At 69.8% G+C, this 18,134-nt stretch carries 16 protein-coding genes; 6 read left to right on the forward strand and 10 right to left on the reverse strand.

The window, feature by feature from the left end; translation table 11 throughout:
* Positions 1–143: 143 nt before the first annotated feature.
* From EJ913_RS22070 to phoU, 9 genes are all read right to left on the reverse strand, one after another.
* Positions 144–968, reverse strand: coding sequence for a flagellin (locus tag EJ913_RS22070; protein WP_127001926.1), 825 nt, complete (start codon positions 966–968; stop codon positions 144–146).
* 357 nt (positions 969–1,325) lie between these two features.
* Positions 1,326–2,234 (reverse strand): flagellin, encoded by a 909-nt coding sequence (locus EJ913_RS22075; protein ID WP_127001928.1) that lies wholly within the window; start codon positions 2,232–2,234, stop codon positions 1,326–1,328.
* Positions 2,235–2,245: 11 nt separating this feature from the next.
* Positions 2,246–3,985: a flagellar hook-associated protein FlgK gene (gene flgK, locus EJ913_RS22080; RefSeq protein ID WP_127001930.1), complete on the reverse strand. Its 1,740-nt coding sequence runs from the start codon at positions 3,983–3,985 to the stop codon at positions 2,246–2,248.
* Between the two features lie 27 nt (positions 3,986–4,012).
* A complete protein-coding gene (locus tag EJ913_RS22085) occupies positions 4,013–4,486 on the reverse strand; it encodes a hypothetical protein (RefSeq protein WP_127001932.1) in 474 nt (157 codons plus the stop codon).
* A gap of 164 nt (positions 4,487–4,650) precedes the next feature.
* Positions 4,651–4,899, reverse strand: coding sequence for a hypothetical protein (locus EJ913_RS22090; RefSeq protein ID WP_127001934.1), 249 nt, complete (start codon positions 4,897–4,899; stop codon positions 4,651–4,653).
* A 10-nt stretch (positions 4,900–4,909) separates the two neighbouring features.
* Entirely contained in the window at positions 4,910–6,220 is a 1,311-nt protein-coding gene (gene flgE, locus EJ913_RS22095; RefSeq protein WP_127001936.1) for a flagellar hook protein FlgE, read from the reverse strand.
* A gap of 52 nt (positions 6,221–6,272) precedes the next feature.
* Positions 6,273–6,950 (reverse strand): flagellar hook assembly protein FlgD, encoded by a 678-nt coding sequence (locus EJ913_RS22100; protein ID WP_127001938.1) that lies wholly within the window; start codon positions 6,948–6,950, stop codon positions 6,273–6,275.
* Positions 6,951–7,180: 230 nt separating this feature from the next.
* Positions 7,181–9,061: a right-handed parallel beta-helix repeat-containing protein gene (locus tag EJ913_RS22105; protein ID WP_127001940.1), complete on the reverse strand. Its 1,881-nt coding sequence runs from the start codon at positions 9,059–9,061 to the stop codon at positions 7,181–7,183.
* A 44-nt stretch (positions 9,062–9,105) separates the two neighbouring features.
* Entirely contained in the window at positions 9,106–9,921 is an 816-nt protein-coding gene (phoU, locus tag EJ913_RS22110; RefSeq protein ID WP_244939452.1) for a phosphate signaling complex protein PhoU, read from the reverse strand.
* A 256-nt stretch (positions 9,922–10,177) separates the two neighbouring features.
* Here phoU and EJ913_RS22115 point away from each other — a divergent pair, with 256 nt between their 5' ends.
* From EJ913_RS22115 to EJ913_RS22125, 3 genes are read left to right on the forward strand one after another with little or no spacing between them, the layout of a single operon-like run.
* Positions 10,178–10,876 carry a hypothetical protein gene (locus tag EJ913_RS22115; protein ID WP_127001941.1) on the forward strand — a complete coding sequence of 233 codons (699 nt, stop codon included), beginning with the start codon at positions 10,178–10,180 and terminating at the stop codon, positions 10,874–10,876.
* 19 nt (positions 10,877–10,895) lie between these two features.
* Positions 10,896–13,034 (forward strand): adenylate/guanylate cyclase domain-containing protein, encoded by a 2,139-nt coding sequence (locus EJ913_RS22120; RefSeq protein ID WP_127001942.1) that lies wholly within the window; start codon positions 10,896–10,898, stop codon positions 13,032–13,034.
* Between the two features lie 7 nt (positions 13,035–13,041).
* Positions 13,042–14,748 (forward strand): ShlB/FhaC/HecB family hemolysin secretion/activation protein, encoded by a 1,707-nt coding sequence (locus EJ913_RS22125; protein WP_127001943.1) that lies wholly within the window; start codon positions 13,042–13,044, stop codon positions 14,746–14,748.
* Between the two features lie 49 nt (positions 14,749–14,797).
* Here the strand turns inward: EJ913_RS22125 and EJ913_RS31805 are convergent, their stop codons facing one another.
* Positions 14,798–14,974 (reverse strand): hypothetical protein, encoded by a 177-nt coding sequence (locus EJ913_RS31805; RefSeq protein WP_185909888.1) that lies wholly within the window; start codon positions 14,972–14,974, stop codon positions 14,798–14,800.
* A 217-nt stretch (positions 14,975–15,191) separates the two neighbouring features.
* On the opposite strand from EJ913_RS31805, the gene EJ913_RS31810 reads away from it, so the two are divergent.
* The 3 genes from EJ913_RS31810 (at position 15,192) to EJ913_RS22140 (ending at position 18,134) form a co-directional block, all read left to right on the forward strand.
* Positions 15,192–15,617 (forward strand): RcnB family protein, encoded by a 426-nt coding sequence (locus EJ913_RS31810; RefSeq protein ID WP_185909889.1) that lies wholly within the window; start codon positions 15,192–15,194, stop codon positions 15,615–15,617.
* A 533-nt stretch (positions 15,618–16,150) separates the two neighbouring features.
* Complete coding sequence (locus tag EJ913_RS22135; RefSeq protein WP_238520464.1) at positions 16,151–17,299, forward strand: quaternary amine ABC transporter ATP-binding protein; 1,149 nt, start codon at positions 16,151–16,153, stop codon at positions 17,297–17,299.
* Positions 17,292–18,134, forward strand: coding sequence for an ABC transporter permease (locus EJ913_RS22140; protein ID WP_127001946.1), 843 nt, complete (start codon positions 17,292–17,294; stop codon positions 18,132–18,134). The genes EJ913_RS22135 and EJ913_RS22140 overlap by 8 nt, the downstream gene beginning before the upstream one ends.

The following is an 18,134-nucleotide window of genomic DNA, read 5'->3' on the forward strand; positions in this document are numbered from 1 at the left end:
AAGCCCATCCTGTGACCGGCGCCGGTGGGGCGCGGCCGTTCGGGAGATTCCAGCGGTGGGAAGGGAAGTGGCCGCCGGTTCCTAGTGGCGTCTCGCGGGTTGTGAGGCGACACGAAACGCCGGAACCGGCGGCCAACGAACCGTCAGCGGAGCAGGGAGAGAAGCTGCTCGGGCATCGAGTTCGCTTGGGAAAGGACGGCGATGGCGGCCTGGGTCAGAACCTTGGTCGAAGCCAGTTCCGATTGTTCGGCGGCGACGTCGACGTCCATGATGGCGGATTGGGCGGCCTCGGTGTTCTCGATGGTCGTGTCCAGCATGTCGCTGCGGAACTCGAAGCGCGAGATCAACGCGCCGACGTCGGCGCGGGCGTCCGACAGCGAGGTCACGGCGGCGTCCAGCGCGGTCAGCGCGGTGGCGGCGTTGGCCGAGCTGGTGACGTCGCTGGTGTTGATGCCGAGCCCGGTGGTCGTCACGTCGGCGATCTTGACGTTGATCTTGTCGCTCGCCGTCGTGCCGACGCGGAAATCGATGCCGGCCGCCCAGTTGCTGGTGCCGTCGAGCAGCGAATCGTCGTTGAAGCGCGTGCCCGACGCGATGCCGTCGATTTCGTCGGTCAGCTGCTGGAACTCGGCGTCGAGATAGGCGCGCTCGTTGTCGGTCACCGAACCGGACAGCGCCTGGGTCGCCAGCGAGCGCATGCGCTGCACGATGTCGGAGATGCTGGACATGCCGCCGTCGGCGGTCTGCAGGATCGAGGATCCGTGCGAGGCGTTGGTCGCCGCCTGTTTCAGCACGGTGACGTCGGACTGGAGCGAGGTGCCGACCGCGAGACCGGCCGCGTCGTCCGACGCCTTGGTGATCCGCGATCCGCTGGCGATCTTCGACACCGAGTTCGCCTGGCTCTCGGAGTTGATGTTCAGGTAGCGGAGAGCCGAGTTGGAAGCGGTGTTGGTCGTGATGACGGGCATGGTGTGGTCTCCTGGATCGAACCGGGCCGTTTTCCGCGACCCTCACCAAGGACTCACGGGCGGGAAGGGGAAAGCTGGCGGGGTTTTTCGGGGGGCCGCGTTTTTTCTTGGAACCTTGTCCTCACGCCTGCGGCCCTGGAGATCGGCTTTTCCATCCAAGCGCCGAGATAAGCCCCTCTCCCCTCGTGGGAGAGGGGTTGGGGTGAGGGGGCGGCTTCAGCCGGCCGGAAATCTCCTGCTTCTTTCCGCCTTTCAAGCGGAACACCCCTCATCCCAACCCTTCTCCCGCAAGGGGAGAAGGGCTCCGTCGGCGCTCAGGTGCCTTCACGGGAATGACGATAAGTCAGCCCCCTGGCCTCACAGGTATTTGGACAGGTTGTTCTCCTCCAGGATCTTCATTAGGCTCATGGTCGCTTCCAGCGACGCCTGGAGCTGCGACAGGCGGGTGGTGGATTCCGCCAGATCGACGCTGCGGATGTCGTCGACATGGCTTTGCAGCACCAGCTGCTCGTCGACGTGGCGGTCGATGGTGCGTTCCAGCGAGGCGCTGCTGGCGCCCAGCTTGGCCTGGGTCACCGCCAGCGCGTCGGTCGAATCCGACGCCAGCTTCGTCGCCTCGGCCAGCACGTCGGTGTCGACCGGGTCGGTCTGGAGGTTGGCGATCAGGTTGAAGGCCCGCAGCGCCTTCTCGAAGGCCGGCTGGTCGGCCGTCACGCCGTAGGACAGGATCAGGTCGTCGGCCGCCTGGAAATGCGCGACGGTCTGGTCGCCCTGGTAATAGGCGGTGTCGGCGGTGGACGGCACGGTGGTCTGCGCCGTGGTGCCGCTGAGGTCCACCGCCGGCTGGTCGGTGCGCCCGCCGGCGAACAGGTAGCGCCCCTCCTGCTGGGTGTTCAGCAGGGCCGCGAATTCCTGCATCAGTTGCCCGGCCTCGGCGGTGACGCCCTCCACCCCGGCGGCGTTGTTGCCCTGGAGCCCGGTGATCAGGGCGCTCAACCGCGAGGTCAGGTCGCTCATCCCGCCGACGGCGTCGTACAGGCTCTGGATCCGGCCGTTGACGACCTCGCCCTCGTCGACGTACTGCTCCAGCCGCTTGTAGTGGCTTTCCAGGTTGACGAGCCGGCCGCTGTCGGACGCGATGCCCTTGTAGTCGGTCGCGTTCAGCCCGGTCGCCGAGCGCACCTGTTCGGCGGCGACCTGGGCCTGCGCCTTCAGCATGTACTGGACGAGCTGGTTCTGGTGGTTGTAGGTCGCGACCCGTTCCATCGCGGTCTCCTCTACTGGACCATGTTCAGCGCCGCGTCGAACATGTCCTGCAACGCCTTCATCACCGCCGCGGCGGCCTCGTAGGCGGATTGCAGGGTGGAGATCGCTGCGGTCTCCTCGTCGACGTTGACGCCGCTCTGGGACGAGAAGCTCGTCTCCAGGCTGGTGGTGTACGTGTTCTGGCTGTCGTAGGTGGCCGAGGCGGCGGCGGCGAGCGTCGCCGCCCCCTGGATCACCGCCCCGGCGTAGCCGGCCAGCGTGGTGGTGCGTCCGGCGAGTCCGCCGGCCGTATCGAAGCCGCGCGAGGCGGAGAAGGAGGCGCTGAGCGCCTGCGCCACCGATCCGTCGCCGCTCGCCAGCGCCGTGCCGCCGGCCGCCAGCCCGGAGGCCGTGGACAGGGCGCCGGTCGCCAGCAGGGCGCTGTTCGCCCCGATGGCGCTGGAGATCCGGATGTCCGACGCGCCGGTTCCGGTCAGCAGATCGTTCATGCCGTAGGCGGTCGAGAAGGCGCCGCCGTCGCCGCCCAGCGCCACGCCGTTGGAGGCGCTGTTCGCGGCGATCACCAGCTTGCCGTCGGCGGAGATCGAGGCGCTGGCGTTGCTCATCGTGTTGATGGCGTCGACCACGTCCTGAAGGGTGGACGTCGTCGACAGGTCGATGTCGAGCACCTCCGCCGCCGTGCCGGAGGAGTCGGTGACCGCGACGCGCAACGTGCCGCTGGTGACGGCGAGCGCGTCGCCGCCCGACACCGCGACCGTTCCGGTCAGCGTCTGCGGCGGCGGGGAGGCGGTGCCCTGGTTCTGGACGCCGTTCAGCGTCTCCTTCAACGTCGTCGCCAGCTCGTCGAGCCGCGCTTGCTGGGCCGGCAGCTCCTTGTCGCGCAGGGTGACGAGCGTGCCCAGCGTGCCGCCGGTCAGCGAATTCGTCATGTCGACGCCGTCGATCATGATGCCCTGGAACCCGCTGGTTCCCGTGGCGCTGTAGACGGTGCTGGCGCTGACCGAGGCGGCCGAGGTGTAGGAGAGTTCGTGGACCGAGGAATCCAGCAGCGCCTTGCCGGAGGCCGTGGAGATCCGCATCATCCCGTTGGAGTCGACCTGATAGGTGACGTTGATGTTGGTGGCGAGAGCCTTCAGCGCCTCGTTGCGCTGGTCCTCCAGGTCGGTGGTGTTCTGGCCGAGCGCCTTGCCCTTGACGATGCGGTCGTTGAGGTCGTCGAGCGTGGTCAGCGACGCGTTGACGCTGTCCACCGTGGTGGCGACGGCGTCGTCGGCCTGGGCGCGCAGCGCCTGCACCGAGGCGGAGGTGTTGCGCAGGCTCTCCGCCAGATCGGAGACGCTCTGCACCACCGCCGCCTTGGCGCTCTCGCTTTCCGGCGAGGTGGCGAGCGTGGCGGCGACGTCGGCCACCGCGTCGATCATCGAACCGAGGTCGGTGCCCGAACCGTCCGACGACACCGATCCCAGCGCCGCTTGCAACTGGTCGAGGTAGTCGTTGCGGGTCGTCGCCTTGCCCAGGTCCGAGGTGGCGGACACGATGGTCTTCAGCAGGTACTGGTCGACGTTGCTGCGGATCGACGCGACGTCGACGCTGGCGACGCCGACGGCGGTGTCGCGCGTGGTGTTGGAGGCGATCTTGCGGGTGTAGCCGTCGGTGCCGGCGTTGGCGACGTTGGAGGACGCCACCGCCATGCCGACTTCCGACGCGCGGAGCGCCGAGGTGGCGATGGAACCCGCGACACGAAGGGACATGGCGGTTTCTCCCGGTTCGTCGCCGGATCAGACGGTGACGGCCAGTGCGTGGCGGGTCATCGGCGCGGACGGACGCGCGCCGTAGCGCGCGCCGGGGCCGTAGGACAGGGCGGGAGCGCCCGCTGCGGCGTTCGAGGCGGCGCGCAGCGCGGCGCCGATGGCGGCCTGGCGCACACGATGGACCTTGATGCGCGCCTCCAGCGCCCGCATCTGCCCGCCCAGCGCCGGCAGCACACGGTCGGCGGCGGCGCGCGCGGCGGCGCGGACGGCGGGCGGCACGCGCTTGCTGCGGGTCTGCACCAGCGCGTCGGCCAGCCGGTCCTTCCAGGCGGCGAGCAGCGACTGCATCGCCCCGGCCGCGAGCAGCGCGTCGCGCGCCCGGCCGTCGCGCATCGCGGTGTCGGCGTCGGCGGTCAGGCGGTCGAGTTCGGCCGTGAAGCGTTCCAGGACGTCCACCGGATCGACACGGAGGAAGACGGTGTTGGCCGGCGTGGTCGCCATGATCGGGTCTCCTTCGGTGGGTGGAACGCTTCGTTGCACGGGCGGCGGCGGAAGAACTGGCGCGGTTTTTTTGAGTGATTTGATCGGGACGTGCTTTGCCCCCTCCCTAACCCTCTCCCGCCGCAGGCGGGGGAGGGATGGGGAGGGGGCACCGGGGCAGACGCTTAACGCCGCAAACCCCCAGCCCGCCCGTAAGCCGACGCCGCGATCCGCGCGGCGCTGCCGTGCCGGATCGCCTTGGCCATCGCACTCTTCGCCTCGTGCAGGCGGTCGATCAGCGTCATCAGGTCGTCGGCCAGCGCCAGCCGTTCCGCCCGCGAGGCCGGGCCGGCCAGCACCTTTTGCGCCTGGGCGACGATGCGCCGGTGGTCGAGCAGCAGCGCGTCCTGCTCCTGGAAACGTTCCCCGGTCATGACGTCGCCCTCAACGCTTCATCGCGATCAGCGTGTCCAGCATGTCCTGCGCCGTCGTCACCACCTTGGAGGCGGCGGAATAGGCCTGCTGGGCGGTGATCATCCGGCTGAACTCGTCGGTCAGCTCGACGGTGGAGCTTTCCAGCGAGCCGGCGGCGATCTCGCCGGCCTTGCCGTCGCCGGCGGTGCGCAGCTGGTACTGGCCGGATTCGTTGGTCTGGGTGAAGGTGCTGCCGGTGTCGCTGTCCAGACCGTCGGCGTTGGCGAAGGTCGCGATGGGGATCTGGTAGATCGCCCGCGTCTCGCCGTTGTCGAAGGTGGCGCGGACGACGCCACTGGTGTCGATGGTGGTGCCGGTCAGCGTGCCCGGCGCGTAGCCGTTCTGCGTGCTGGTCCAGTCGCCGATCGACGGCGTGTCGTCGCCCGACGCGTATTGCGTCAGCCCGTCGGTCCCGGCGGCCGTCCCCAGATCGAGCGAGACCGTGCTGTCGGTGGCGCCGGTCGTCCAGCCGCCGACCGAGAAGGACACCTTCGCCGGATCGACCGACACCATCGTGCCGCTGCCGTCGTCCTGGGTGGCCGAGGCCAGCGAGCCGTCGCTGTTGAAGCTGATGGACAGCGGGAAGCCGGCGATGGTGCCGGTGGTCGCCGTGGCGTCGGAGGATTTGGTCGGGTTGGAGGCGTTCAGCGACCAGGTGTTGTCGGCCGTCTTCTCCCAGGTCAGCGTCACCGAATGGCTGTTGCCCAGCGCGTCGAACAGCTCGACGTCGGAGGTGAAGCTGTCGCCGGTCTCGGCGTCCGACGGCAGGTTGGCCTCCAGCCCCAGCGTCGAGGTCGCCTTGGGCGTTCCCTTGATGCTGGTGAGGTTGATGGCCTCCAGGCTGTCGGTCGAGGTCTTGTTGCTGGCGGCGACGGTGCCGCTGTCGGTCAGCTTCCAGCCGTAGAGGTAGTTGCCCTCGTCGTTCTTCAGGTAGCCCGACGCGTCGGCCGAGAAGGAACCGTTGCGGGTGAAGGCGACCTCGCCGTTGGCCGACTTGCCCGACACCACGAAGAAGCCCTCGCCGTTCACCGCCATGTTGGTGCTGGTGGCGGAGGACTGGATCTCGCCTTGCCGGCTGATGCTGCGGCTGTTCGACGCGATGACGCCGCCGACCTGCTCGTCGATGGTCGAGGTCTTGTTGATGTAGGAGGTGAAGCTGGTGACCGTGCCCTTGAAGCCGGTGGTGCTGGAGTTGGCGATGTTGCTGGAGATCGAGGCCAGCGCCTTGCTTTGGGCGGTCAAGCCGGACATGGCGCTGTACATCGCGCTGGTGATGCTCATGGCGACACCCGTCGAAAAGGAAACCGGGAAGGAAGGGAGGCGGACGGGGCGGTCAGGAGATCGCCAGCACGTCGTCCGCCGAGACGCTGACGCCGCCGATGCTGAGCGTCGCGGAGCCCGAGCTGCTGTCGACGCCGGTCACCGTGCCCTTGATGCGGGTGGTGGTGCCGACGCTGGCGCCGCTGGAATCCACGGCGCTGACGGTCAGCGTGTAGGTGCCGCTGCTGTAGGTCGTGCCGTTGTCGGCGGTGCCGTCCCAGCTCACCGCGTGGGTGCCCGACGAGGTGTCGCCGGTTTCGGTGTGGACGGTCTTGCCCGCGCTGTCGGTGACGGTCAGCGTGACCTTCGACGCGGTGGAATCCAGGTCGTATCCCCAGGACGCGCTGCCGCTCTGCAGGGCGGTGGTCGATCCCTCCGCCTCCACGGTGCGGCCGAGATAGCCGATGGCGTTGCTGCCGCTGCCGAGCGACGTCCCCAGCGAGGTGACGGCGGTGCTGAGGTCGTCCAGCTTGTCGCCGATCGACATCTGCTGCTCCAGCGAGGCGAGCTGCACCAGTTGGGTCGTGTACTGGCTGGCGTCCACCGGGTCGGTCGGGTCCTGGACCTCAAGCTGTTTCAGCAGCAGCGTCAGGAAGGACTGGTAGTTGTCGACCAGCGACGCCGACGAACTCTTCGTCGAAGAGGAGGTCGTCGTCGTTGTGGACGAGGAGCTGATTGAATCCACCGACATCGCCATCTCCACCCAATCGCGGCCCGTTCGCGGACTCCGGGCAAGGGCGTCCACGGCGGCGAGGCCGGTGTTGTTCAGGGAAGGGCCGCGCGTCGGCGCCGCCCGTTCGTTCTGAGGGTATCCACGGAGTGGCCGGCGAAAGCTGGCGCGGTTTTTTCGCAAAAAAGAAAAAAGGCCGCCGCCCGGTGAGGGCGACGGCCTTTCTGTCGGCGTCGAAGGTGGTGCGGGCGTTACGCCGCGTGGTCCCAGAACTGCGGCATCTCCGCGTCGGCGTTGTAGCCGGCGGTGCCCATCGACGACCAGCTGAGGTCGTGGATGCCGGTGGCGAGCGCCGCCGCGTCCTCCTTCAGCGAATAGTCGCCGTGGGCGCTGTCGGTGAAGCCGGGGTTGAACATCTGGTCGTTCGGCCCGTAGCTCCGGCCGTTGGCGGCGAGGTTGCCGTCCATCAGGAAGTTCTCGCCGGGGCTCATCAGCTTCCAGTACTGCTCGATCGGCGCCTCGCCGGCCGCGAGGTTGTGGATGATGGTGGCGTCGTCCGGCCGGGCCTGGTCGCCGGCCTTGGGCACCCACTCGACGCGGATGAAGGCGTGGTCCGGGTCGCTGACGACGCCGAAATTGTTCTCCAGCAGGTTCCCGTCGCCGCCGTGCAGGTAGATGCCGCCCCAGGAGAAGCCCTTCACGAAGTTGTCGCGCACGGTGACGCCGCTGGTCAGGTCGTCGAGCGAGATGCCCCAGCCCTTGTGGTCGTTCAGCCAGTTGCCCGACGCGTCGGTGGCCAGCCCGCCGGTGTCCTGCACGTCGTTGCCCTGGATCACCGAACCGGTGGCGGTGCCGGAGCGGCCCAGCATCTCGATGCCGCCGCCGTCGGCGGTCTCCTGCCCGACATGGTGGATGCGGTTGAACGCGACGACGTTGTTCCGGTTGACCTGCCCGTCGTCCCATTCCTTCAGCGACACGCCGTAGCGCGGGGCGTCGGTGATGTCGTTGTGGCTGATGACGGTGCCGCTGCTGCCGACGCCGCCGATGCCGGCGCCGCCCTTCACGATCTCGCCGATGTGCTGCATCGTGTTGGCGTAGATGTGGTTGCCGTCGGCGGCGTTGGTCAGGCTGACGCCGTTGCCGGCCAGATGCTCCATGCGGTTGCCGCCGATTCGGCTGTCGTCGGTGCCGTCGAGCGCGATGGCGGTGCCGACGTTGACGAAATGGTTGCCGCCGACCGCGTTGCCATGCCCGCCGGTCATCGAGAGCGCCGAGCCGTCGTATCTGCCGTCGGTGAAGGTCAGGCCGGTGATGCTGAGGTTGCTGGCGTCCTTGGTGGCGATCAGCGTGCCGAGCTTGGCCACCACCGCGCCGTCCTTGAGAAGGGCGGCGGAATCCTCGGGCTTCACCACCAGCGTGTCGTCCGACGCCCGCCAGCCGAATTCCCCGGCGTCGCGGATCAGCTTAGCGTCGTTCATCACGCGGTAGGTGCCGCCGCTGCGCAGGGCGTAGGAGGCGTCGGCGTCCAGGGTGACGGTGTTGGTCGTGGCGTCGATGGCGCGCACGGCCGTGATGTCGTCGCGCAGCCGCTCGGTGTCGAAGGTCTGCACGACCAGCCCGTCATGGGGGGCCAGCGTCGCCGGGACTTCGCCCTCCTTGTAGGTGAAGACGGTCTTGCTGGCCCCGTCCGCGTCGGCGCGCAGAACCTGCCAGCCGCTGGTGGCCGGATCGGCCGGATCGTAATCGCCGGTCTGGGCGACCTGCTGGCGCACGCCGCCGATGGTCAGGTCCAGCCCGCTGGCGGCCGACAGCTTGGCGGAATAGAGCCCGTCGCCCTCGGTGGTGAAGCCGCGCACCAGTTCGCCGCCGCTCAGGATCGGCGTCTCGCCTTTGTAGGCGGCGAAGCTGTGACCGCTGTCGTGGGAATCGAGGCTCAGCGTCTCGTCCAGGCGGTAGGTGCCGCCCCGGATGTAGGTGGTGTCGGTGTCGCCCGCCCGCATCCCGTCCCTCGCCCGCTCCAGGCTGGCGAAGGGACCGTCGGTGCCGTCGGCGTTGGGGGCCGCAAGCCGGCCTGACCAAGAATCCTTGCCCTCGGTGGAGACATAGAAGGCGGTCTGGTCGATGGTCGTCATGATCAAGTCCTCCGTGCTATGGGTCGGAGGAGACGCTTTTATGGTTAATTTTTTCTTTCCAACGGAGTTACCCCAAAGGGGGTGTCATCGTGGTCAGCGCCGTCGTTGCCGAAAACGTCCGGCAGCAGGGCCGCGGGGATCGTTGCCGCATCGTCCGGCGCCACCACGGCGAAGCTCGACCCGTCGCTCTTGGGGCGGACGAGAGCCAGGGGCGAGCCGACCACCACGAAATGGATGGTCTCGGCGATGTTGGTGGCGTGGTCGCCGATGCGTTCCAGGTTCTTCGCCATGAACAAAAGATGCGTGCAGGGCGTGATGTTGCGCGGATCCTCCATCATGTAGGTCAGAACCTCGCGGAACAGGCTGGTGTAAAGGTCGTCCAGCTCTTCGTCGCGCTCCCAGGCGGCGACGGCCTTGGCCACGTCGCGCTCGATGTGGGCGTCGAGCACGTCCTTCAGGATGGATTCGACCAGCCGGCCCATGCGCGGGATCGCCGCCGCCGGCCGGACCACCGGCACCTGGGCCAAGGCCAGCGACCGCTTGGCGATGTTGGCGGCGTAGTCGCCGATGCGCTCCAGGTCGGCGGCGATCTTCAGGGAGGAGACGATCTCGCGCAGGTCCTGCGCCATCGGCTGGCGCAAGGCGAGCAGACGCACCGCCTCCGCGTCGATGTCGCGCTCGTAGGCGTCGAGCCGGACGTCGGCCTGCATCACCTGCGAGGCCAGCCCGACGTCGCGGCGCGACACCGCCTTGACGGCCGCCTCGACCTGGGCCTCGGCGACGCCGCCCATCTGGGTGACGAGGTTCGACAGGCGCTGAAGCTCCTGCGCGAAAGAGCGGACGATGTGTTCCGAGCCCATGATCCGCCGATTCCCTGTCCGTTCGCACGCGATGGCATAGGATAGCCGGCGGCGATGACGCGCCGGTTGCGGCAATGTTGCGGTTTCGTGACAACGCCGGCTTGGCGGCGGCCGGTGATAAGAGTCCGGCGGCCGAGCAAGGGGTTTGAAGTGGGACGGTAACTTCGCTAAAGGAATAGAGGGGATTTTATCCGTTCGAGCGGGTGACCGTCCCTTCGACATTGCCCCTTCGACATTGCCGGGAGGCCGACCAATCATGTCCGTCGCGTTCCAGACGCCCGTGCGGGCGCTCGCCGCCAGCGCCCTGCTGATGCTCGCCGCCGTGCCGTCCGCCGTGCCGGCTTTCGCCGCCGCCCCCGCCGGCCAGCCCACCGCGCTGGTGGAGGACGTGTCCGACGGCGTCGCCGGTGTGCAGCCGATGGACTACCTCGGCGCCGGCCGGACCGTGACGCTGGCCGCCGGCCAGACCCTGACGCTGAGCTACCTCGATTCCTGCGTCAACGAGACCATCACCGGTGGCGGCGTCACCATCGGCGCGCGGGAATCGACGGTGACCGGCGGCAAGATCGACCGTCACACGCTGCCCTGCGACGGCGGCAAGCTGCTGCTGGCGGCCAACGAGGCGGGCAAGGCCGGGGTGACGGTGTTCCGCAGCGCCCCCATCGCCCTGCCGGGCGCCAAGCCCAAGCCCGACCTGACGCTCTACAAGACCCGCCCGCTGCTGCTGCTGACGGCCCCCGGCCCGGTCACCTTCGAGCGGCTCGACGCGGAGGGGACGGCCCCGGTGACGGTCAACGTGCCCGGCACCACGCTCGACACCGCCAAGGGCGGCGCGCCGCTGGTTCCCGGCGGGCTGTACAAGGTCGCGGCCGGCGCCAAGTCCTACGTCGTGAAGATCGACCCCCAGGCCAAGGACGAGGCCGGCCCGGCGCTGGGCCGCCTGATCCGCTTCTGAGCGCGGACGGCGTCACGCGATGAGGCTGCCCCGGCGCGCCCGCCTGATCCTGCTGGGCGCCGCGTCGCCGCTTCTGGCGGCGGCGCTGGCGCTGGCGGGACACGCGTCGCTGCAGGGGCCCTCCATCGACACGCTCTATTGGCTGCGCGAGGCGCTGCACGGGCCGAAGCCGGCCCCCAGCCCTTCGCCGGTCGTCGTCGTCGGCATCGACGAGGAGACCTACCGCCGCCCGCCCTTCGCCGGCACGCCCCAGGCCCTGTGGGGGCCGAAGCTGGGCGTCGTGCTGGCCGGCATGCTGGATGGCGGGGCGGCGGCCATCGGCCTCGATCTGGTCCACCCGACCTCGGTCGAGACGCTGATACCGGGCTTCGAGCGCGAGTATCTGCTGACCCTGCGGCGCGGCGGCAAGGAGGGACGGCTGGTGCTGGCCAAGGTGCAGCACCAGAGCAACCCGCTGATGCCCTACCGGGGCTACGCCATCGCGGCCGGGATGGGCAACATCCGCTCGGTCAATCTGGTGGAGGATCCCGACGGCGTGCTGCGCCGGGTTCCGGTGACCCTCAGCGTCGCCGGGCCGGACGGCAGCCCGCGCCCCGAGCCCGGCATGGCGGCGGAGGTCGCGTCGCGCGCGCTGGGCAAGCCGCTGGAACGCGCGGCCGATGGGACGGTCAGTCTGGACGGCCACCGTCTGCCGGAGGGGGCCGGCAACCGCCTGCTGGTCAACCACGCCACGGCGGCCGGCGCCATCCCGACCTACTCCCTGGCCGACCTCCACGCCTGCGCCCAGGCCGGCAACACCGCCTTCTTCGAAAAGCATTTCAAGGGCAAGGCGGTGATGGTCGGCACCGTGCTCGACGTCGAGGACCGCAAGCTGTCCTCCAACCGCTGGGTGACCAAGCCGGAGGGGCTGAACCTGCCGGAACGCTGCGCCCTGCCGGTGATGGGCGACCTCTACGTCGCCGGCCAACGCCGCGACAGCATCCCCGGCGTCTACATCCACGCGGCGGCGATCTCCAACCTGATGACGCATGACGGGCTGGCCGAGACGAGCCGGGCGGTCGGCGCGGCGCTGGTCCTGCTGCTGGCGGGCCTTGCCGCCGCGATCACGCTGGCGACCCGTCCGCTGCTCGCCGCCGCCGGGCTGGCCCTGTTGCTGGGGCTGTGGAGCGGCGTCGCGGTGGAGGCGTTCCAGGCCGGGCTGGTGCTGCCCTACCTCCAGGCGGCGTTGGCGGCGGTCCTGGTCTTCCCGCTGCTGCTGGGCTTCCGCTTCGCGGTGCTGGACCGCGACCAGCGCCAGATCCGCAACGCCTTCAAGCTCTATCTGCCGGGCTCGCTGATCGACGACATGATCGCGTCGGGCCAGTCGCCCCGGCTGGGCGGCGAGGAGCGCAACCTGACCATCCTGTTCTCCGACATCGCCGGCTTCACCAAGATGTCGGAGGGGATGGAGCCGGAAGACCTGGTGCTGGTGCTGAATCGCTACTTCACGGTGATGACCGACATCGTCGAGGCGCATGGCGGCTTCGTCGACAAGTACATCGGCGACGCCGTGCTGGCGGTGTTCGGCGCGCCCTACGCCATCGACAACCACGCCCGCGCGGCGGTGAACGCGGCGCTGGCGATGCAGCAGGCGATGGCCGACGACAAGACCCTGTTGGCGACGGAGAGCGGGCGGGGCTCCTGCCGCATCGGTCTGGCGACCGGGCCGGCGCTGATCGGCAACATCGGCTCGCCGCGCCGGTTCAACTACACGGTGATGGGCGATACGGTGAATCTGGCCTCGCGCCTGGAAGGCGCCAACAAATATTACAGCACGGCGGTGATGGTCAGCGGCGAGACGATGGCCCATCACGGCGACCCGGACGCCTTCCGCGCGCTCGACATCGTCCAGGTCGTCGGCCGCAACGAGCCGGTGGCGGTGTTCGAGCCGCTGTCCGAGGCGCGGCGCGCCGATCCGGAGGACAGCGCCCGGCGCGCCGCCTACGCCGCCGCGCTGTCCGACTGGCGCGCCGGCCGCTTCGACGCCGCCAACGCCGGCTTCACCGCGCTCGCCCCCGCCGACAGCGCCGCCGCCGCCATGCTGCGCAAGGCCGAGAAGCGCACGGGAACCCCGGCCGAGCCGGGCTGGACCGGCATCACCGCCCTGACCGAGAAATAAGCGACCCATGCGCCGTCCCTCCCTGCTTTGTCGCGCGCTGTCCACCGCCGTGCTTCTCTCTGGGGCCGCCCTCGCCCCGGCCGGCTTGGCGCAGACCGTGCCGCCGGTCCAGTTGCCGCCCTCTCTCGATCCCAACCGGCTGGAGCAGCGTTTCGAGACGCCCCCGGTCCCGCAGTCCTTGCCGGAAATCGAGATGCCGGCGCCCGAAAAGGCTCCGCCGCCCAAGGACGCCGAGCGCATCACCCTGACCCTGAACGAGCTGCGGATCAGCGGCAACAGCGTCTACGGCAGCGACGCGCTGGCGGAGCTGTGGCGCGGCCTGCTGGGGCGGCCGGTGACGCTGGCCGAACTCTACGGCGTGCGCGACGCGATCACCGCGAAGTACCGCAACGACGGCTACGTGCTGTCGCAGGCCGTCGTGCCGGCCCAGCGCATCCGCGACGGCGTCGTCCGGCTGGAGGTGGTGGAGGGCTACGTCAACGACGTGGTCGTCCAGGGCGAGGCGGCCGACCGGCTGGGCCTGCTGCGGGCGATGGGCGAGAGGATCAAGGCCTCGCGCCCGCTGCGCATGGCCGAGATGGAGCGCTACGTCCTGCTGGCCGACGACCTGCCCGGCGTCGCGGTGAAGACGGTGCTGGAGGCCTCGCCCGACACCCCCGGCGCCTCGCGGCTGACGCTGACGCTGGAGCGCACGCCGCTGAACGGGCTGGTGACGCTGGACAACCGGGGGACGCGGGCGGTCGGGCCGGTGCAGGCGGCGGCGCTGGTCAACGTCGAGGATCAGCTCGGCCTGTTCGAACGGACCACGGTCCAGGGCATCGTCACCCCGCAATGGCGCGAACTGCGTTTCCTCGACCTCGCCCAGGCGGTGCCGGTGGACGCGGAGGGGACGATGCTCCAATACGGCGTCCGCCGCTCCTGGTCGCAGCCCGGCGACAGCGTGCGCCCGCTGGAGCTGGACAGCCTGACCTCCTCGGTCCGGGTCGGCCTCTCGCACCCCTTCCTGCGCAGCCGGGCGGAGACCCTGCGCGGCACCGTCGATCTCACCCTGCGCGACAGCCGCACCCGCGCGCTGGCCGCGCCCTTGTCGGAGGACCGGCTGCGCATCGTCGGCGCCGGCCTGTCCTACGACGTGTCGGACGGGTGGGACGGTGCCAACGTGCTGACGGTCCAACTGTCCAAGGGGTTGGACATCCTGGGCTCCAGCCGGTCGGGCAGCCCGGACCTGTCGCGCGCCGGCGGGCGCAGCGATTTCCGGAAGATCAACCTGAGCGCCCAGCGCAACCAGAAGCTCGGCGAGTCGGACGTCCTCGTGCTGGCCGGCGAGGCGCAGTACAGCCCGGACGAGCTGCTGTCGTCGGAGGAGTTCGGAGTCGGCGGCAAGCTGTTCGGCCGCGCCTTCGACCCGTCGGAGATCAGCGGCGACAACGGCTTTTCCGGCCGGATGGAGCTGCAGCATTTCCTGGCGGCCGACGACCCCGGCCTGGATTACGCGATGCTCTACGGCTTCGCCGATTACGGCGCGGTGTGGAATTACGAGAGCGGCACGCGGCACGGCCGCCGCTCGCTCGCCTCGGCGGGCGTGGGCTTGCGCTTCGGGGTGTTCCAGCGGGTCGAGGGCAGCTTGGAACTCGCCAAGCCCTTCATCACGGTGCCGACCAGCACGCTGGACCGCTCCGCGCGGGCCTTCTTCACGCTGTCCACCCGCTTCTGACGCCGTTCCCGGCCGTAGCGGCCTTGTGGAACGGCGCCGGGCGGGAGCGTCAGGACCTCTTTTTCTTGGAGGGGGTGTCGGGGCGCTTGGCCGATTCCATGTCCGGGGTGATCGGCTTGCCGGTGTCGGACACCGCCCTGGCAGCCTCCAGCGGGTCGGCGATGGCGCGGTCGGGCTTGCTGGTCAGCGTGTTGCCGTCCTTCGGGGTCGTCGTGTCGTCGGCCATGGCGGCGGTCTCCTCTGTTGCGTCCGCCGTGATCAACAGGAGAGAACGCGTCCCGTTGCCGGACCCCGCGTTTGCTCCGGCCCTGCGTTGCGCCGGGGATCGTTCGGCGGATACAGAGTGTTACCAATCGCCCCCGATCCCGACATCGTCCCGCAACGATCGGGGCGCAGGCTGTGTTCATCGGGACCGCGGTCCCGGCGATCGAAGGATGGTTTCCATGAAGCGCGCTTTGATGTCCGCCATCGTTGCCGCCGTTGCCTTGACCAGCCTGGCCGGAGCCCCGGCCATGGCCCAGGGCTGGGAGCCGGACCGCAACGGTCCGCCCCCGCACGCGCAGCACGGGCCCGACCGCAACGGACCCGACCGCAACGGGCCGGGCTGGAACGGGCCGCAGCGGCACGACGACCGGCGCCCCGACGCCCGTTGGCACGACGACCGGCGTCCCGACGAGCGCCACTGGCGGGCGGGGGACCGGCTGCCGAAGGACTACCGCGCCAAGCGCCACATCATCACGAAGCCCGCGGCCTACCACCTGCACCGGCCGCCGCGCGGCCATCATTGGGTGCGCGTCGGTCCGGACGCGCTGCTGGTCGTGTCGGCGACGGGAATCGTGGTGGAGTTCGCGCCCGGCCTGTTCCGCTGATCCCATCCGGCTGAAGGCCCGCGGTCGGGCTTGCGGTTCGTGGGGACGTGCCTCGCCGCAGCCCGGCTTGCAAGCCGTGGCACACGAACGGCTCCAGGCGGTGGATGTTCTCGGCGCATCCGCCGTCCGGTTGCCGGTCTGCGGCGAGGCCAGCGGAAGATGCCGCAAGGGATGCGGCTCTGCCATCGGGGGTGGTCCCAATGGCTGGGGCGGTCCCCGGTCCAGAGACCGGCGGTCAGGGTGACCGGGCCGGTCGTTGCCGGTGCGCTCCGCCTTCAGCGCGCCAAAGACGCCGCGTCTATTTTTCATTGAACGATCAATTAAAAAAGAACCCGCGTCCTGTTGTCGCTGCTGCCACGCGGCCTTCATCAAAATGCAGCCCAGACGAAACGGACTATCGACCTCGGCCGGTCGCTCGGGGCAATCTACGGCCGGTCCCGGTTTGGGACGTTCCGTTGATTGGGGCCGCCGCCATGACGATGATCCTGCCTTCCGAAACCGCTTCGTCTTCGACGAAGCCGGCGGAGGTGCGCATGGAGGTCCGGCGTCTCCGCAAGGTCTTCGCCGACGACCCGCGCCCGGCGCTGGCGCTGCTGGATTCCGGCGCGTCGAAGGCCGAGGTTCTGCGGCGGCTCAACGTCAACGTCGGGGTGGTGGACGCCAGCTTCGACATCCGGGCCGGCGAGATCTTCGTCATCATGGGGCTGTCCGGCTCGGGCAAGTCCACCATGGTCCGGCTGCTGAACCGGCTGATCGAGCCGTCGGGCGGCGACATCCGGCTGGACGGCCGCAATCTGACCCGGCTTCCCAAGCGCGACCTCGTCGAGGTCCTGCGCCGCGACATGAGCATGGTGTTCCAGTCCTTCGCCCTGCTGCCCAACCGTAGCGCGCTGGAGAACGCCGCCTTCGGGCTGGAGGTGGCCGGCGTGGACAAGGCGACCCGGCGCGACGCCGCCCTGCGGGCGCTGGAGCAGGTGGGCTTGGGCGCCTACGCCGCGCGCTACCCGCGCGAGCTGTCGGGCGGCATGCAGCAGCGCGTCGGTCTGGCCCGCGCGCTCGCCAAGAATCCGACGATCATGCTGATGGACGAGGCGTTCTCGGCGCTCGACCCGCTGATCCGTACCGAGATGCAGAACGAGCTGCTGCGCCTTCAGCGCGAGCAGGCCCGCACCATCGTCTTCATCTCCCACGACGCGGAGGAGGCGATGCGCATCGCCGACCGCATCGCGGTGATGGAGGACGGGCGCATCGTGCAGATCGGCACCCCGGCGGAGATCCTGCGCGAGCCCGCCGACGACTACGTGCGTGCCTTCTTCCGGGGGGTGGATTCCTCGCGGGTGTTGCGGGCGCGCGATCTGGCCCGCTGCGACGGGACGACCGTGCTGCTGGAGGACTCCGACGACCGCCGACCGGCGCTGCGCCGGCTGAGCGAACTCGGCGCCGGCTACGGCTATGTCCGCGATCCATCGGGCCGGTTCCGGGGGATCCTGTCGCGCGACGGCGCCGACCTTCTGGCGGTGGAACCGGCGGCCGGGGACGCGCCGGTCCACGCGCTGCTCCGCCGGGTGGCGACGTCGCCCTGTCCGCTGCCGGTGGTGGACGGCGAGGGGCTGTTCCTCGGCGTCGTCTCGCGCGCCGCGCTGCTGGAGACGCTGGACCGCGGGGGGCTCGGCGATGGATGAGTGGCTGGCCGAGACCATCGGCGGCGGCATCGGCTATTGGGCGGAAAAGCTGGTCGGGCTGATCCTCGACCACGGGCAGCCGACGCTGGACGCCATCGCCGCCGTGGTGGACGGCTTCGGTGGCGCCATCGACGGGGCGCTGCTGGGGGCGCCGCCCTGGGCGCTGGGGGCGGTCATCGTCGCGGCGGCCTTCTGGCGGGTCGGCAAGGGTTTCGCGCTGTTCACCGCGCTGGCGCTGGGCGCCATCTTCGCGATGGGGCTGTGGGAGCCGACCGCCTCCACGCTGGGGCTGGTGCTGGCGTCGACCGCGCTCAGCCTGCTGGCGGGAGTGCCGCTGGGCATCTGGATGGCGCGCAGCCGGGCCGCCGACGGGGTGGGGCGGACCCTGCTGGACTTCATGCAGACGATGCCGGCCTTCGTCTACCTGATCCCGGCGGTGATGTTCTTCGGGCTGGGCCGGGTGCCGGGCATCATCGCCACGGTGATCTTCGCCATGCCGCCGGCCGTGCGGCTGACCGCGCTGGGCATCCGGCAGGTCCCGCCCGAGCTGGTCGAGGCCGGCCGCGCCTTCGGCTGCCGCGACCACCAGTTGCTGTTCAAGGTGCAGCTGCCCAACGCGCTGCCCTCGATCATGGCCGGGGTCAACCAGACCATGATGATGGCGCTGTCGATGATCGTCGTCGCCTCGATGATCGGGGCGGGCGGCTTGGGGAACGTGGTGCTCCAGGGCATCCAGCGGCTCGACATCGGGCTGGGGGTGGAGAGCGGGCTGAGCGTCGTCCTGCTCGCCATCGTGATCGACCGCATCACCCAGAGCTTCGGGAAGATGCGGTGA

The organism is Azospirillum doebereinerae (assembly GCF_003989665.1).
In the GTDB taxonomy this organism is placed as follows: domain Bacteria; phylum Pseudomonadota; class Alphaproteobacteria; order Azospirillales; family Azospirillaceae; genus Azospirillum; species Azospirillum doebereinerae.

Bases quoted from the DNA above. Each gene is read 5' to 3' on its own strand.
- EJ913_RS22140 (WP_127001946.1), top strand. From the start codon at position 17,292: ATGGATGAGTGGCTGGCCGAGACCATCGGCGGCGGCATCGGCTATTGG.
- EJ913_RS22100 (WP_127001938.1), bottom strand. From the start codon at position 6,950: ATGTCGGTGGATTCAATCAGCTCCTCGTCCACAACGACGACGACCTCC.
- EJ913_RS22075 (WP_127001928.1), bottom strand. From the start codon at position 2,234: ATGGAACGGGTCGCGACCTACAACCACCAGAACCAGCTCGTCCAGTAC.
- EJ913_RS22105 (WP_127001940.1), bottom strand. From the start codon at position 9,061: ATGACGACCATCGACCAGACCGCCTTCTATGTCTCCACCGAGGGCAAG.
- EJ913_RS22135 (WP_238520464.1), top strand. From the start codon at position 16,151: ATGGAGGTCCGGCGTCTCCGCAAGGTCTTCGCCGACGACCCGCGCCCG.
- EJ913_RS22090 (WP_127001934.1), bottom strand. From the start codon at position 4,899: ATGACCGGGGAACGTTTCCAGGAGCAGGACGCGCTGCTGCTCGACCAC.
- flgE (WP_127001936.1), bottom strand. From the start codon at position 6,220: ATGAGCATCACCAGCGCGATGTACAGCGCCATGTCCGGCTTGACCGCC.
- EJ913_RS31805 (WP_185909888.1), bottom strand. From the start codon at position 14,974: ATGGCCGACGACACGACGACCCCGAAGGACGGCAACACGCTGACCAGC.
- EJ913_RS22085 (WP_127001932.1), bottom strand. From the start codon at position 4,486: ATGGCGACCACGCCGGCCAACACCGTCTTCCTCCGTGTCGATCCGGTG.
- EJ913_RS22120 (WP_127001942.1), top strand. From the start codon at position 10,896: ATGAGGCTGCCCCGGCGCGCCCGCCTGATCCTGCTGGGCGCCGCGTCG.
- EJ913_RS22125 (WP_127001943.1), top strand. From the start codon at position 13,042: ATGCGCCGTCCCTCCCTGCTTTGTCGCGCGCTGTCCACCGCCGTGCTT.
- phoU (WP_244939452.1), bottom strand. From the start codon at position 9,921: ATGGGCTCGGAACACATCGTCCGCTCTTTCGCGCAGGAGCTTCAGCGC.
- EJ913_RS22070 (WP_127001926.1), bottom strand. From the start codon at position 968: ATGCCCGTCATCACGACCAACACCGCTTCCAACTCGGCTCTCCGCTAC.
- flgK (WP_127001930.1), bottom strand. From the start codon at position 3,985: ATGTCCCTTCGTGTCGCGGGTTCCATCGCCACCTCGGCGCTCCGCGCG.
- EJ913_RS31810 (WP_185909889.1), top strand. From the start codon at position 15,192: ATGAAGCGCGCTTTGATGTCCGCCATCGTTGCCGCCGTTGCCTTGACC.
- EJ913_RS22115 (WP_127001941.1), top strand. From the start codon at position 10,178: ATGTCCGTCGCGTTCCAGACGCCCGTGCGGGCGCTCGCCGCCAGCGCC.